Origin of the sequence: Mesorhizobium sp. M7A.F.Ca.CA.001.04.2.1 (assembly GCF_003998485.1) — a bacterium.
In the GTDB taxonomy this organism is placed as follows: domain Bacteria; phylum Pseudomonadota; class Alphaproteobacteria; order Rhizobiales; family Rhizobiaceae; genus Mesorhizobium; species Mesorhizobium ciceri.
The window spans coordinates 1-13,878 of the sequence record NZ_RZQT01000146.1 but is presented as its reverse complement, the minus strand read 5'-3'; the positions used below and the strand labels follow the sequence as shown (position 1 = coordinate 13,878).

At 61.1% G+C, this 13,878-nt stretch carries 13 protein-coding genes; 3 read left to right on the top strand and 10 right to left on the bottom strand.

The window, feature by feature from the left end; genetic code table 11:
* The first annotated feature begins 178 nt into the window (after positions 1-178).
* Positions 179-3,685, top strand: coding sequence for a carbamoyl-phosphate synthase large subunit (carB, locus tag EN955_RS29570; RefSeq protein ID WP_024504125.1), 3,507 nt, complete (start codon positions 179-181; stop codon positions 3,683-3,685).
* A 125-nt stretch (positions 3,686-3,810) separates the two neighbouring features.
* On the opposite strand, the gene EN955_RS29565 is transcribed toward carB, so the two are convergent.
* From EN955_RS29565 to EN955_RS29545, 5 genes are all read right to left on the bottom strand, one after another.
* The gene (locus EN955_RS29565; protein WP_024504126.1) at positions 3,811-4,947 is read right to left on the bottom strand and encodes a beta family protein; all 1,137 of its coding nucleotides are present in this window, start codon (positions 4,945-4,947) and stop codon (positions 3,811-3,813) included.
* A 14-nt stretch (positions 4,948-4,961) separates the two neighbouring features.
* Positions 4,962-6,230 carry an XRE family transcriptional regulator gene (locus EN955_RS29560; protein ID WP_024504127.1) on the bottom strand — a complete coding sequence of 423 codons (1,269 nt, stop codon included), beginning with the start codon at positions 6,228-6,230 and terminating at the stop codon, positions 4,962-4,964.
* An 80-nt stretch (positions 6,231-6,310) separates the two neighbouring features.
* Complete coding sequence (locus EN955_RS29555; RefSeq protein ID WP_024504128.1) at positions 6,311-6,703, bottom strand: RidA family protein; 393 nt, start codon at positions 6,701-6,703, stop codon at positions 6,311-6,313.
* A gap of 222 nt (positions 6,704-6,925) precedes the next feature.
* Entirely contained in the window at positions 6,926-7,387 is a 462-nt protein-coding gene (locus EN955_RS29550; protein WP_024504129.1) for a hypothetical protein, read from the bottom strand.
* The gene (locus tag EN955_RS29545; protein ID WP_024504130.1) at positions 7,388-7,771 is read right to left on the bottom strand and encodes a DUF6152 family protein; all 384 of its coding nucleotides are present in this window, start codon (positions 7,769-7,771) and stop codon (positions 7,388-7,390) included.
* A gap of 211 nt (positions 7,772-7,982) precedes the next feature.
* On the opposite strand from EN955_RS29545, the gene EN955_RS29540 reads away from it, so the two are divergent.
* Positions 7,983-8,303 (top strand): DUF1476 domain-containing protein, encoded by a 321-nt coding sequence (locus tag EN955_RS29540; RefSeq protein ID WP_024504131.1) that lies wholly within the window; start codon positions 7,983-7,985, stop codon positions 8,301-8,303.
* Between the two features lie 160 nt (positions 8,304-8,463).
* Here the strand turns inward: EN955_RS29540 and EN955_RS29535 are convergent, their stop codons facing one another.
* Together EN955_RS29535 and EN955_RS29530 are read right to left on the bottom strand one after the other, a co-directional pair.
* Positions 8,464-9,018, bottom strand: a complete 555-nt coding sequence (locus EN955_RS29535; protein ID WP_024504132.1) for a DUF4142 domain-containing protein — start codon at positions 9,016-9,018, stop codon at positions 8,464-8,466.
* 214 nt (positions 9,019-9,232) lie between these two features.
* Positions 9,233-9,976 carry a DUF899 family protein gene (locus EN955_RS29530; protein WP_032899379.1) on the bottom strand — a complete coding sequence of 248 codons (744 nt, stop codon included), beginning with the start codon at positions 9,974-9,976 and terminating at the stop codon, positions 9,233-9,235.
* Between the two features lie 145 nt (positions 9,977-10,121).
* Between EN955_RS29530 and EN955_RS29525 the strand changes: the two genes are divergently transcribed.
* The gene (locus EN955_RS29525) at positions 10,122-10,457 is read left to right on the top strand and encodes a hypothetical protein (RefSeq protein ID WP_024504134.1); all 336 of its coding nucleotides are present in this window, start codon (positions 10,122-10,124) and stop codon (positions 10,455-10,457) included.
* A gap of 28 nt (positions 10,458-10,485) precedes the next feature.
* Here the strand turns inward: EN955_RS29525 and EN955_RS29520 are convergent, their stop codons facing one another.
* The 3 genes from EN955_RS29520 to EN955_RS29510 are packed head-to-tail and all read right to left on the bottom strand — an operon-like array spanning position 10,486 to position 13,589.
* Entirely contained in the window at positions 10,486-11,310 is an 825-nt protein-coding gene (locus tag EN955_RS29520; RefSeq protein WP_024504135.1) for a carbohydrate ABC transporter permease, read from the bottom strand.
* Between the two features lies 1 nt (position 11,311).
* Positions 11,312-12,274 carry a sugar ABC transporter permease gene (locus tag EN955_RS29515; protein WP_024504136.1) on the bottom strand — a complete coding sequence of 321 codons (963 nt, stop codon included), beginning with the start codon at positions 12,272-12,274 and terminating at the stop codon, positions 11,312-11,314.
* Positions 12,275-12,320: 46 nt separating this feature from the next.
* A complete protein-coding gene (locus tag EN955_RS29510; RefSeq protein ID WP_024504137.1) occupies positions 12,321-13,589 on the bottom strand; it encodes an ABC transporter substrate-binding protein in 1,269 nt (422 codons plus the stop codon).
* Positions 13,590-13,878: the final 289 nt, after the last annotated feature.

Below are 13,878 nucleotides of genomic sequence, written 5' to 3'. Positions count from 1 at the left end.
CCCCTACTCCCCTACTCCCCTACTCCCCTATTCCCCTACCTCGCATTTTCGGGGTTACATCAGTCAAAACTCTTCCCTATAAGGCCCTCCTAGCCTGATACCAGAATCGCGAGCACAACCGGCCGGGTCTTCCCGTCCCGGTTTTTTGTGCAAGCCGCCCGCCGAACGGACCTTTGACATGCCAAGACGCACTGACATCAAGTCGATCCTGATCATCGGGGCCGGCCCCATCGTCATCGGCCAGGCCTGCGAGTTCGACTATTCCGGCACGCAGGCCTGCAAGGCGCTGAAAGAGGAAGGCTTCCGCGTCATCCTGGTCAATTCCAACCCGGCCACCATCATGACCGACCCGGAACTGGCCGACGCCACCTATATCGAGCCGATCACGCCTGAAGTGGTGGCCAAGATCATCGCCAAGGAGCGGCCCGACGCGCTGCTGCCGACCATGGGCGGCCAGACCGCGCTCAACACCGCTCTGTCGCTGCGCCGCATGGGCGTGCTCGAGCGCTACAATGTCGAGATGATCGGCGCCGATGCTACCGCCATCGACAAGGCCGAGGACCGCGCGCTGTTTCGCGAGGCGATGAAGAAGATCGGCCTGGAAACGCCGAAGTCGATGCTGGCCAACGCCACCGACGTCAAGAACACCGACCGCAAGACGCATGAGGCCGAGCGCGCGGCGCTCAAGGCCGAGAAGCCGGCCGATCTCGACGCCGCGCTCGACGCCTTGGAAACTCGCTGGAACCTCGGCGAAGGCGACCGCAAGCAGCGCTATATCAGCCATGGCATGGCGATCGCCGCCCAGGCGCTCGACCATGTCGGCCTGCCGGCCATCATCCGCCCATCCTTCACCATGGGCGGCACCGGCGGCGGCATCGCCTACAACCGCGCCGAATTCTACGAGATCGTCCAGTCCGGCCTCGACGCCTCGCCGACCACCGAAGTGCTGATCGAGGAGAGCGTGCTCGGCTGGAAGGAGTATGAGATGGAGGTCGTCCGCGACAGAGCGGACAATTGCATCATCGTCTGCTCGATCGAGAACATCGACCCGATGGGCGTGCATACGGGCGACTCGATCACCGTCGCCCCTGCCCTGACGCTGACCGACAAAGAATACCAGATGATGCGCAACGCCTCGATCGCGGTGCTGCGCGAGATCGGCGTCGAGACCGGCGGCTCCAACGTACAGTTCGCCGTCAACCCGGCCGATGGCCGCCTCGTCGTCATCGAGATGAACCCGCGCGTCTCGCGTTCGTCGGCCCTGGCCTCCAAGGCGACCGGTTTCCCGATCGCCAAGATCGCCGCAAAGCTCGCCGTCGGCTACACGCTGGACGAGCTGGAGAACGACATCACCGGCGGCGCGACGCCAGCCTCGTTCGAACCGAGCATCGATTACGTCGTCACGAAGATCCCGCGTTTCGCCTTCGAGAAATTCCCCGGCGCCGAGCCGGTGCTGACCACCGCCATGAAGTCGGTCGGCGAAGTCATGGCCATCGGCCGCACCTTCCAGGAATCGCTGCAGAAGGCACTGCGTGGACTTGAAACCGGCCTCACCGGTTTGGACGAGATCGAGATCCCCGGTCTCAGCCATGGGGGCCTCGGTTCCGCCAACCATGCCGACGACCGCAACGCCATTCGTGCGGCGCTCGGCACGCCGACGCCCGACCGGCTGCGCATGGTGGCGCAGGCGATCCGCATGGGCACCTCGCTGGAAGACGTGCACGCCATGTGCAAGATCGACCCGTGGTTCCTCGAACAGATCGCCGGCATCGTCGCCATGGAAGCCCGCATCCGCGAGCACGGCATTCCCGAGGACGCCGTCAACCTGCGCATGCTGAAGGCCATGGGTTTCTCCGATGCCCGCCTCGCGTCGCTGACGAAGACCGACGCCGAAGTGATTCAGAAAGCTCGCGAAAAGCTCGACGTTCATCCGGTTTATAAACGCATCGACACTTGTGCGGCCGAGTTCGCCTCGCCCACCGCCTACATGTACTCGTCCTATGAAGTGCCGTTCGCCGGCGCGCTGGCCAACGAGGCACAGGTCTCGTCGCGCAAGAAGGTCGTCATCCTCGGCGGCGGCCCCAACCGCATCGGCCAGGGCATCGAGTTCGACTATTGCTGCTGCCACGCCGCCTTCGCACTGCGCGACGCCGGCTATGAAGCGATCATGATCAACTGCAACCCGGAGACGGTCTCGACCGACTACGACACCTCGGACCGGCTCTATTTCGAGCCGCTGACGGCGGAAGACGTGCTGGAGATCCTGCGCGCCGAGCAGGCCTCGGGCGAACTGATCGGCGTTATCGTGCAGTTTGGCGGCCAGACGCCGCTGAAGCTGGCGGATGCGCTGGAGAAGGCCGGCATCCCCATCCTCGGCACCTCGCCCGACATGATCGATCTGGCCGAAGACCGCGACCGCTTCCAGAAGCTGCTGCACAAGCTCAACCTCAGCCAGCCGAAGAACGGCATCGCCTATTCGGTCGAGCAGGCTCGCCTGGTTGCCGGCGAGCTCGGCTTCCCCCTGGTGGTGCGCCCATCCTATGTGCTCGGCGGCCGCGCCATGCAGATCATCCATGACGAGGGCATGCTGCAGACCTATCTGCTCGACACCGTGCCCGGCCTGGTGCCGGAGGACATCAAGCAGAAATACCCCAACGACAAGACCGGCCAGATCAACACGCTGCTGGGCAAGAACCCGCTGCTGTTCGACACCTACCTATCCGGCGCCATCGAGGTCGATGTCGACTGCCTCTGCGACGGCAAGGCGACCTTCGTCTCCGGCATTTTAGAGCACATCGAGGAAGCCGGCATCCATTCGGGCGACTCAGCCTGCTCGCTGCCGGTGCACTCGCTGCCTTCCGAACTGGTCGACGAGCTGGAGCGCCAGACGGCAGCCCTTGCCCGCGCGCTCAATGTCGGCGGCCTGATGAACGTGCAGTACGCGATCAAGGACGGCACGGTCTATGTGCTGGAGGTCAACCCGCGCGCGTCACGCACCGTGCCCTTTGTCGCCAAGACCATCGGGCGGCCGATCGCGAAAATCGCCGCCCGCATCATGGCCGGCGAAAAACTGGAAGACGCCTTCGCCCATTACGGCGCCATGCCCGACCCCAGGAACCCCGGCCACATCGCGGTCAAGGAAGCCGTCTTCCCCTTCGCCCGCTTCCCTGGCGTCGACATATTGCTCGGACCGGAAATGCGCTCGACCGGCGAGGTCATGGGCCTCGACCGCGACTTCGCGCTGGCCTTCGCCAAGAGCCAGCTGGGCGCCGGCGTCGACCTGCCGCGCTCCGGCACGCTGTTCGTCTCGGTGCGCGACGAGGACAAGAAAGGCATCCTGCCGGCGGTCAAGCGCCTCGCCGGCCTCGGCTTCAAGGTGCTGGCGACCTCAGGCACCGCCCGCTTCCTCGCCGAAAACGGCGTCGACGCCCAGAAGATCAACAAGGTTCTGGAAGGCCGCCCGCATATCGAAGACGCCATCCGCAACCGCCAGGTGCAGATCGTCTTCAACACCACGGATGGCCAGAAGGCGGTGTCGGACTCCAAGTCGCTGCGCCGCGCCACGCTGATGCAGAAGGTGCCGTATTACACCACGCTGTCGGGTGCGGCTGCTGTGGCGGAGGCGATTGCGGCGCTGAAGGCGGGGAGCCTGGAGGTCAGGCCGCTACAGGAGTATTTTGCGTGAGGTGATTGGCCGATCTCCCCACTTGAGGGGGAGATGGCCGGCAGGCCAGAGGGGGGCGCTGTCCCGCTAACGGTGCGATCCTATCTGCTCGGCCCTTCTAGCAGACGCCAAGCGGACCTGGCAGGTCAGAACAACTGTTCTTGTCTCTGCGTCTCCGGTTGATCTTCTCTGACCGTCAGGCCAAACATCGAACGCACTTGCTCCAGGATCTTTGTTGCGTGATGCGCAACCCCGGCAGCTCGCCAATAAGAGGGGTTTCCAACTGCCTGTCCATCGGAGATCTTTTTGATGAAGGCATCGCCAAACGAATACGCAGGACCGTCGTATTGAGGGTGATCCACAATACTTTTTGCTGCTGCGCGAATCGCTGCGAAGCTCATCTTTGGAATTGAGCCTCCTTTTGAAATGAGGCTCCCCTTATCGAGCGTATATCTGATGTGCGCACTGGCCCGCGAGTGTTGAGGATTACGCAAGAAGTTAGGATTCTCAATTCCATAGTCAGCGTAAACCACACGCCTCGGCAAATCGGAGCGACTCATGAGAGCGTGATATAATTCCCATTCTCCGCGCTCAATCGACTTTGTTGAATTAAATCCAATCTTTGCTATCTCAGCGGAAAACGTTCCAACCGTAATATAGACATGCGCCCAGTCCTGAAGATAAGGCACGGCTGCTATTTGAAACGAAAGTGCCTCAGCAACCTCTTCTGGGTTTTCGATTTCGAATTCGCCAAGGTCGATACAAAGCATAGCGTCTTTGGCAGAGACACCGACCCCACCAAGAACTGTATCGACCTTCTCTCCCAATCTAGAGTCCTCCAGGTCGCCCAGGGCAAGCTTGAGAACAATTCCAGATTGATTCCGCCTTACAATTTCCCGAACAGCGACAGTCAATGCACCGCTCGGCTCGACGGTAATTGCCGGTATAATGCAACAACCTAGAAGACGTGCTCGTTCTGCGAATTCTCTAATTGGATGAGGTGACGCCGTCTTAAATTCATCATCTTGGTCAAAGCGATGGCTGTCAATTACGGCAGGCCGCTTGCGAAGGTGCTTTGACAGTCGATCTGCAAATTTCGACTGACACTCATCGAGCGAAAGCTTGCGCTTGTCCTCATGATCCCAGTCGTTGGGCATTGGCAATGATAGATGGGGGAGCATGTCGTCCAAATCCCGCGAGCGAAGGCGAGATAGGCCAACGTACTCTCCAAACTTAAATTTCATCCTATAAACGAATAACAATCTGCGCTGCAGTTTTATCACCGAAGTCGTCTCCGTTAAAAACCAAACTGCCTTCGAACGCTGCCCTGCCCTACAAGTTCACTGAAAATAGTAAAATCGTTTCGTTCTCTGCGTATCCTACCAGCCACAATTGCGGGAGATAGTCCATTTGCTGTCGCGAACGATTTAACAGCATCAGGTGATTTGGCGAAACGGACAAGAGAGGTTTTCCACTTCTCGTCTGCAATCAGAGTGCTTCTAGCAAAATTGTCAGCCTCCGATTCCTTTCCTTTTTCAACGCCAATTTCATCACTATCAAAGAAAGCGACCGCATCATCAAATTGCGCATGCAAAACGAGGTGACCAAGCTCATGCATCAAGACAAACCAAAAATTGTCTAGCCTATCGAATCTTAGTGTCAGCCCGATTACCGGGGTATCACCATCCAATATAGTGGCAGCGCCATCCAAATGGGTCTTTTCTAAATGCGGCTCAATTACCACAATAACACCAATACTCAAAAGGTAATCAACCGCCTGTCGGGGGCCGTCGTCGAATTTTGACAGCTCCACAAGCCGTCGGACCCAATCCAAATCTAACGAAAAGAAATCTCCTTTTAGGTTCTTCTTTTTTGTGCGTGCGATCTCGCAAACTCGAGCGTGCCAGGCAAGAAGCGCCTGGCTGTCAGGCAAGGAATTCGCTCTCACTACCTGCCGGTGGAGAAAATTGCTCCAATTCTCGCCGATACTTTGAACCACGTATCTTTGCGCTGCAACCTCAACATCTTCAGGTTCGCTGATATCGGGTCGAATCCATTGCCGCCGCAACATTTCTTTATAGGGTAATTTGTTTAGCTCTATTGGTCCTCTGCTAACCAGTTCAACAAGGCCCGCTTCAAGGTTTGCCTCGATTTTGATACTCACGTTCAGAACGTGGAATAAATCATAAAGTCTGCGGAGGCTAACAGTGGCGTAGTTTTCTGCCTCGTACCTCTGGATCTGCTGCTCCTTAAGTCCCAGCAATTCCGCAAACTGACGCTGTGTTAAACCCCGAGCTAGCCTTGCCCGCTTCAGTATGTCTGGCAAGCCCTCGACCTGTGTCGCATTGAAGGTCTTAATCTCGCCCGATCGAATGCCAGCATACGCAGACACGTCCGACCGCAAGCGATTCAGAGTTTCACGGAGGCTTTTCTTACGAAGCTCTATTACGGACAGTTCGATGCCAGTTCGAAGCGCGTCCCAACCGTCGAGCGACTTCAAGCTCGCTATGACGCGTTCTATTCTCGCATTTAGTAAACTGGCTTGACGGTCATTGTCGGGAATCATGCCCCAACTTTGACACATCAATTTCGTTGCGTCAATGAAAGCAGAAATAGAACTCGGCGCCGGTGAACTTCCGCCACTTCTCACGCCACCGCCACACACTCGATCTCGATATCAAACTCCATCGGCCATGAAGCCACCGGCACAAAACTCCGCGCCGGCGGGTTCTCGCTGAAGTACCTGGCATAGACCCGGTTGATAGCGTTGTAGAAGCCGGAATTGACGGCGTAGATGCGCACCATCACCACATTGTCCAGCGAGGTGCCGGCCGCTTCCAGGCAATGTTTCAGCGCCTTCAGCGACGCCTCGGTCTGCACCTCGATGTCGCCGCGCACCATCTCGCCGGTCACCATGTCCACCGGCGGCGTCGCCGAGATGAACACGAAGCCGTTGGCCTTCACCGCTGTCGAGCACGGCAGCCCGAGCGCCCGCACCTTGGCCGACATGACGGGCACTTCGATGATTTCTTTTTTCATGGCAGTTCTCCCTGAGTTGCAGGGAGCTTATCCCGGCACGGGCGGAACGCCAGAGCGCCGTTCTTCCCTTCTCCCCCTGTGGGAGAAGGTGGATCGGCGCGTCAGCGCCGAGACGGTTGAGGGGTGTTCCAGCGGAGTGAGACGTTGGCGTTCCCTGGAACACCCCTCATCCGTCGCCTTCGGCGACACCTTCTCCCACAGGGGGAGAAGGAAGATGCTGAGCTAAAGAAAACCGATGAACCGTCCGGCGAAAAGCACGGACGTCCACAGCAGCATCGAGAGCACGGCGAGAGCGGTTCCGCCGGCCAGCTCGTCGCCGCCTGTTGCGCGGCGCAAGCGCATGAAGGCGAGGAAATTGACGCCGGCGAGAAGGATGAGTGCCATCTTGGCGAGGAAAACCGGCATCGCCGCATAGGTGCCCGCCTTGACCGAAAACAGCAGCGAGCCTGTGACGAGCGCACCCGCGAACGCACTTAATGCAATGCGGCGCAGCAGCGCGACGAATGCGGCTTGCGGCAGCGAACGGAAGGCGCCGCAGATCCTGAGGTCCATGAGAACGACGCTGGTCAGCAGCGCACCGATCGACATGATGTGGAGCGCATTGACTATGGGATAGGCGACGAAGGAAGCCTTCAGCCACCGCGCCAACGCAAGATGCTCAATGCCGGCGAGGAACTCGGCCATTTACGCCGGCGGCACTCGGTCGGGATAGACATCATAGGTTTTCCCGCCGACGATGACGCGGACAGCTTTCATGCGCTTTTCGCTCGCCTCCACCGAGCGGTTGCCGATCGCGGTCACCTCGTCGCCGACCTTGGCCACCTCCTCCGTGAAGCCGGCGGCGATGGTGCGTGATGGCGGCGCCATCTCCACCCGCCAGGCCTCACCCTCGGCGTCGACATCCAGCGTGGCGTGCGGATTGCCGATATAGATGGCCGTGATCTTGCCCTTGAGTTCGAAAAACCCATCCTGTGTCCACGACCAGCCGTGATGGGCATAGGCCGCGGTGCCGGCGGCAAGCATCACGGCCGCCGTCAGCGTGACGCTGCGAATTGCCTTGAACTGCATCGCTCGTCTCCTCGGTTCATCCCGCAGGCACTTGAGAGTAGGACACGGCGCGGCAACGTCAAATCATATCGAGCGAAAGACTGGACCGCCAAGCGCCCGCCCAATCGCCGGCATGACGCCTTGTTAATGACACCCATGCGCGCCACTCTCTCTTTCCTGGCCGTTCTTCCCCTGGGCTGAAGATCGGACTCCCATCGGAAACGAGGCGAACATGAGCAGCATGAGAGACCGTCAGGAAGGCTTCGAAAAGAAGTTTGCGATGGACGAGGAAACGAAGTTCAGGGCCATGGCGCGCCGCAACAAGCTGCTCGGCCTGTGGGCCGCCGAACAGCTCGGCAAATCCGGTGCTGACGCCGACGCCTATGCCAAGGAAGTCGTGCACGCGGATTTCGAAGAGGCCGGCGACAACGATGTGTTCCGCAAGGTCCGCGCCGACTTCGACGCGGCAGGTATTTCTCTGTCGGATGCCCAGATACGCACCGCCATGGAAACCCTGCTGGTGACCGCGGTCGAGCAGATCAGGTCGACCTGAGCGCCGCTCAGCCTTGATCGGTAGGGCGTGCCGTCCTTAAGGCACAGGGCCACATTGTGGTGTTGGTTGGCCAAGCGGGCTGGCTTCCATCGTAGCGCTCTACGGCGCCCCCCTCTGTCCTGCCGGGCAGGACAGAGGGGGGCGCCATAGTGAACCGCCCTCACCCCTGATGCGCGGCGGCCAGTTCCTTCACGTGTTTTTCGTGCATCTGCAGCGTCGGCAGGGTTTTCTTGGCGAATTCCTTCATTGCCGGGTCGTCGCCGGATTTCGCATAGCCGCTGAACAGCGCGACGGCTTCCTTGTGAGCGTTGGTCTGCATCTCGATGTATTTGGCCTGGAATTGATCGCCGCTGGCACTCTTCAGCTCATCGAGCATCTTTTGCTCCTTGGGCTGCAGGGCCGGACCGGACGGTGCGGTGGCCGAGGTTGTCTGGCCCTGGGCAAGCGCCGCCTTGAATTCCTCGCCGGCCTTGGTGTGATCGGCGATCATCTGTTTGGCGAACGCCTTGACGTCGGCGTCGGTTGCCTGTTGCTCGGCGAGCTTGCTGGACTGGATCTCGAACTCATTGGCGCTCGGCACCGTCTTGATGAAGGTCGAAGTGTCGACCTTCGTCGTGGCGGCGAGCGGCGTGGTCGTGGCGGTCGTGTTCGACTGGGCAAAGGCCGGCGCGCCGGCAAGCAATGCTGCTGCGGTCAGAAGGGTAAGCGTCTTCATGGCATGTCTCCGGTTGGAATTTGTCCCTCGGACACTCCAACGTCGCTTGGGCACTCCGGTTGCAGCTCATGAGGAAGAAGCCTGCGCGTGTCGCCTCGATCGCCCCGCTATATCCGTGCCTGACTCGAACGCTCGTCGCTCCCCTCATTCGCCAATGCGACTCATGTTCCTCAAAGCCATCCGAACTGACGCGGCGGCTGACCAGAGCTACCTTTCAGTGGCAGCAAGCCTCGCCATATTGCAGCTGCTCGTTCCAGTTCGGGCGGCCTTCAGGCGTGAAATCCATCAGGTTCCAAAGCGTTTCGCAGGTGCCGAGGCCACGCGGATCCTGACCGGGCTCCGTCGGTGCGAAATCCAGTTCCGAACTCCAGAAATGGCGTATGCCGTCGGGGTCGCGGTGAAACACCGACAGCAGCGGGATCTGTGAGCCGTCGGCCGCCTCCGCATTGTAGTCGCGCTTGAAGCTGTTGGCCGCCGAAGACACCAGCCGCATGTTGCGCCAGCCCCGATCTCGACCGAGCGTGACCAGGTTTTCGAGCCCGGTCTTGCCCACCACCGCGAAATTGAAGCCGGCCGCCTGGAGATGCCCGACCGCGCCGTCGAACTGATCGAGCAATGCCGTGCAGGACGGACATGGCTGGTCCGGTCGGGCGAGCTTCGCCGTGCCGCCGCTGGTCGCCACATCGCGCTTCTCCTGCGGGTGGCGCGGGAACATCATGTCGTAGAGGATCAGGCTGTCCTTGCCGGGCGCGAACAGCTCCGACAGCCTTGTCTTCGCGGGCTTGCCGTGGGCATCCAGTGCGTCGAATTCATAGTCCTGGCGGATCAGCCCGCCCGGCGGCAGCGCGCGCCGGGCGTCGGCGACCTCTTCCATGGCGCGGCGCAGCTCGATTTCCTTCTTCAGCAATTTTTCGCGCGCGGTGCGGTATTTCGCGGATTCGTTGGGAAAGGTGATCATGATCGGCTCCTTCAAGTCGCGGCGCCGGCGTCCCGGCGCGGTTGCTCTGCGACCCAAGGACGTTTGGCGGTGATCGGCTCCGACATTTATTGCGCATGGTGATATGTCGTAATCCCTGTTCGGGCAGCGTGATCCGGGGGACGAAATGCACGACGACGAGACCGATCTGCGCTGCCCGCAAGTGGTGGCCGACAATGCCGCCAAGGGCCTCAGACTGCGCGGAGAATTCGGCCGCGGCGGCACCGAGATCGGCGTCGCCCGCGCCACCGAACTGAAGAACCGGGAAAAGCTCGCGCCCTCCACCATTCGCCGCATGGTCAGCTATTTCGCCCGCCACGAGGTCGACAAGCGCGGCAGGAACTACGGCAATGAGCAGAACCCTTCGGCCGGCTACATCGCCTGGCTGCTGTGGGGCGGCGATGAAGGCCGCACCTGGGCGCTTGATCTCAAGCAGAAGATCGGCAACGCGCCGGACATCTGACAACGGTCCGCACTACGCTGACCGCTCCTCACCCCTTGACCCCGCCGGCGGTCAGGCCGGAGACGATCTTGCGCTGGAAGATCAGCACCAGCACCACCAGCGGCACCGTGACGATCACCGAGGCCGCCATGATGTTGCCCCAGGGGATCTCGAACTGCGAGTTGCCGGAGAGCAGCGCGATCGCGACCGGCACGGTCCGCTGTGCGTTGTTGGAGGTGAAGGTCAGGGCAAACAGGAACTCGTTCCACGCACCGATGAAGGCCAGCAGGCCGGTGGTCGCCAGCGCCGGCCACATCAGCGGCAGGAAGACCCGGGTGACGATGATCCACGGCGTGGCGCCGTCGAGGATCGCCGCCTCCTCGACCTCGACCGGCAGGTCGCGGACGAAGGTGGTGAGCACCCAGACGGTGAACGGCAAGGTGAAGATCATGTAGGAGAAGATCAGCGCGAACAGCGAATTGTAGAGGCCGAAGATGCGGACCAGTTCGAACAGCCCGGCCAGCAGCGCCACCTGCGGGAACATCGACACCGACAGGATGATGAACAGCAGGGCCGAGCGGCCGCGGAATCGAATGCGCGCCAGCGCGTAGGCTGATGTGACGCCGAGCAACAGCGACAGCGCGACGACTGCGCCGGAGACGAAGAGCGAGTTCGCGAGGTTGCGCACGAAGGCGCCCTCGATCAGCACATTCCGGTAATTGGCGAAACTGATCGTCGTTGGCCACAGATCAGCCCGGAACAGATCGGTCCCGGATTTCAGGCTGGTGACGATCGCGTAATAGAACGGGAACACCGCGACGAAGACGATTGCCCCGACCAGCAGGTAAAAGGCCGTGCGCTTCACGATCCACATCTCAGCGGTCCCCGTCCAGGCTGATCCGGCCGATCCGGATGGTGACGATGGTAAGCAGAGCGAGAATGAGGAAGAGCAGGGTCGAGGCGGCGGAGCCATAGGCGAACTTGTCGAACTCGAACAGGTTCTCGCGGGCGAACACCGACATCGACTTGGTGTGCACATTGTTGGGTGTCAGCACATAGACCAGGTCGAAGATACGCAGCGCATCGAGCGCGCGGAAGATCACCGCCACCAACAGCGCGGGGCGGATCAGCGGCAAGGTCACCCGCCAGAAGATCTGCCAGGGGTTGGCGCCGTCGAGCCTGGCGACCTCGATGATCTCCCTCGGCAGCATCTGCAGCGCGGCCAGGATGAGCAGCGTCATGAATGGCGTCGCCTTCCAGATATCGACGATGAGGACCGCCGCCATCGCGGTGTCGGCGTTAGCCGTCCAGGCGATCTTGGTGCTGATCAGGCCAAGATTGAGCAGCACCACATTGATGATGCCGAACTGGTCGTTGAGCATCCATTGCCACATCTTCGCCGAGACGATCGTCGGGATCGCCCAGGGGATCAGGATCGCCGCCCTGACGATGCCGCGGCCTGGGAATTCGGCGTTGAGAACCAGGGCAACGATGGTGCCGAGGATGGTCTCGCAGGTCACCGAAATGAGGGTGAACCGCACCGTGTTCCAGACGGCACGCCACCAGACAGGGTCGACCAGCAACCCGTCATAGAGGGTCCGGCCGCTTGGCATGTGAAGTACCGAAAAGTAATTGGCGAAGCCGACCCATTGGCGCGCGTCGAGATCGGCCAGCGAGGCGTCGGTGAAGCTGAAATAGACCGTGCGGGCAAGCGGCCAGCCGGCCGCCGCGGCGAGCACCAGAAGCATTGGCGCCAGGAAAAGCCACGCCGAGCGAACGCGCTGTGCCCTCAACGGCGCGTGCGCGGCCTTGGCTGTTTCCGGTTTCATCCCTGTCATCTCGCTCCGCTCGCTGCGGTCCCGCCGGCCGGCTGTCCCAGTATCGTCACCAGCCTCGGCCCTTCAGCTTGGTCAGCGTCGCTTCGAGGTCGGCTAGATTGTCGGCGGCAGTGCCGTCGCCCGAGAGAGTGTTGTGAACGGCGTTCCAGAACTGGCTCGACGCCTCGTTGTATTTGATCCTGGTGGCGGCCGAGGGGCGCGGCACCGCATTGAGAAAGATCTGCTTCCAGCGCGGAATAATCGGGTGTTGCCTGGCGATGTCGGCATCGTCATACAGCGCCTGGATGGTCGGCAGATTGGACGTCTTCAGCGCGCGGTATTTCTGCATCGCGGGCGAAGCGATGAACTTGACCAGTTCGATCGCGGCATCCGGATGCTTCGAATATTTGGAGACCGCGAGGTTCCAGCCACCCAACGTCGCGACCGGTCGGGCGCCTTCGCCGGTGCCGGCCGGCAGCGGCGCCACGTCGAACTTGCCCTTGATCGGCGAGCCCTCGCCGTTGCCGAGCGCATAGGCATAGGGCCAGTTGCGCATGAACACCGCGTTGCCGGTCTGCCAGACGCCGCGCGATTCCTCTTCCTGGTAGGCGAGCACGCCGGGCGGCGCGATGGTCCCAACCCAGCCCTTGACCATATCGAGCACCGCCGCCGCTTTTGGATTGCTGATGGAGATGGAGCCGTCCGGCTCGATGATCTGGCCGCCGTCATTCGACATCACCCATTCGAGCGCGTCGCAGGTCAGCCCCTCATAGGCGTTGCCCTGAAAGACGAAGCCCCAGATATCCCGATTGCCGGCTGCACGTTCCTTATCCATGACCAGCCTGGCGGTGTCCGCCAGTTCCTTCCAGGTGGCCGGCACCTTGGCGCCATATTTGTCGAGGAGATCCTTGCGGTAGTAGAGCGCCGGCGCATCGGTGAAGATCGGCAAGGCGACGAGCTTGCCATTGACGGTCTGCGACTGGATGATCGACGGGAAATGCTCGGCCACGATGTCCCTGGTCGCTGCGGTCAAATCGACGAGCTGGCTGGCGAGCTGCGGCGCCCAGATCACGTCCGTCTGGTAGACGTCGATGTCGCTGTTTCCGGCGGCAAGCCACAGCCGGTACTGGCCGAACTGGTCGGTCCCGGACGTCGGCATGACGACGATGTTGACCTTGTTGCCGCTGTCTTTCTCGTAACGGTCGAGGATCTCGCGCAGCACCTTGATGCCGTCGCCGGTATCGCCCGACACCATCGACAGCTCGACGGCCCGCGCCGGCGTACCAACCAGCATGGCGGCGACGCCGAGCGCCAGGAATGCGTGAGAAAACTTCATGGTGATGGACGTCCCTCCGCGGCCGGCCACGGAAAATCCTCCCACGCGCCGCCAGCTTGTCAGGCCCTCACCTCCCATTGAATGCGAAGCGGCGCTTTGGGTTCCCAAATCGCGCCGTTCCTGCGTGAGGCGACACCCATCAGGGGTGTTGAGATTCAGGTCAGGCCGAGTCGAAAATGGTGGTTTCCGAGAACCGGAGCGGAGCGTACTTTTGGGTACGTGAGCACCGGAAGCGCAGGAAGCCATCATTTGCAGGCCGGCATCACCTGAATCTCAACACACCCTAGCC

Bases quoted from the DNA above. Each gene is read 5' to 3' on its own strand.
- EN955_RS29540 (WP_024504131.1), top strand. From the start codon at position 7,983: ATGAGCAGCATGAGAGACCGTCAGGAAGGCTTCGAAAAGAAGTTTGCG.
- EN955_RS29545 (WP_024504130.1), bottom strand. From the start codon at position 7,771: ATGCAGTTCAAGGCAATTCGCAGCGTCACGCTGACGGCGGCCGTGATG.
- EN955_RS29515 (WP_024504136.1), bottom strand. From the start codon at position 12,274: ATGACAGGGATGAAACCGGAAACAGCCAAGGCCGCGCACGCGCCGTTG.
- EN955_RS29560 (WP_024504127.1), bottom strand. From the start codon at position 6,230: ATGATTCCCGACAATGACCGTCAAGCCAGTTTACTAAATGCGAGAATA.
- EN955_RS29535 (WP_024504132.1), bottom strand. From the start codon at position 9,018: ATGAAGACGCTTACCCTTCTGACCGCAGCAGCATTGCTTGCCGGCGCG.
- EN955_RS29525 (WP_024504134.1), top strand. From the start codon at position 10,122: ATGCACGACGACGAGACCGATCTGCGCTGCCCGCAAGTGGTGGCCGAC.
- EN955_RS29555 (WP_024504128.1), bottom strand. From the start codon at position 6,703: ATGAAAAAAGAAATCATCGAAGTGCCCGTCATGTCGGCCAAGGTGCGG.
- EN955_RS29530 (WP_032899379.1), bottom strand. From the start codon at position 9,976: ATGATCACCTTTCCCAACGAATCCGCGAAATACCGCACCGCGCGCGAA.
- EN955_RS29520 (WP_024504135.1), bottom strand. From the start codon at position 11,310: ATGTGGATCGTGAAGCGCACGGCCTTTTACCTGCTGGTCGGGGCAATC.
- EN955_RS29510 (WP_024504137.1), bottom strand. From the start codon at position 13,589: ATGAAGTTTTCTCACGCATTCCTGGCGCTCGGCGTCGCCGCCATGCTG.
- EN955_RS29550 (WP_024504129.1), bottom strand. From the start codon at position 7,387: ATGGCCGAGTTCCTCGCCGGCATTGAGCATCTTGCGTTGGCGCGGTGG.
- carB (WP_024504125.1), top strand. From the start codon at position 179: ATGCCAAGACGCACTGACATCAAGTCGATCCTGATCATCGGGGCCGGC.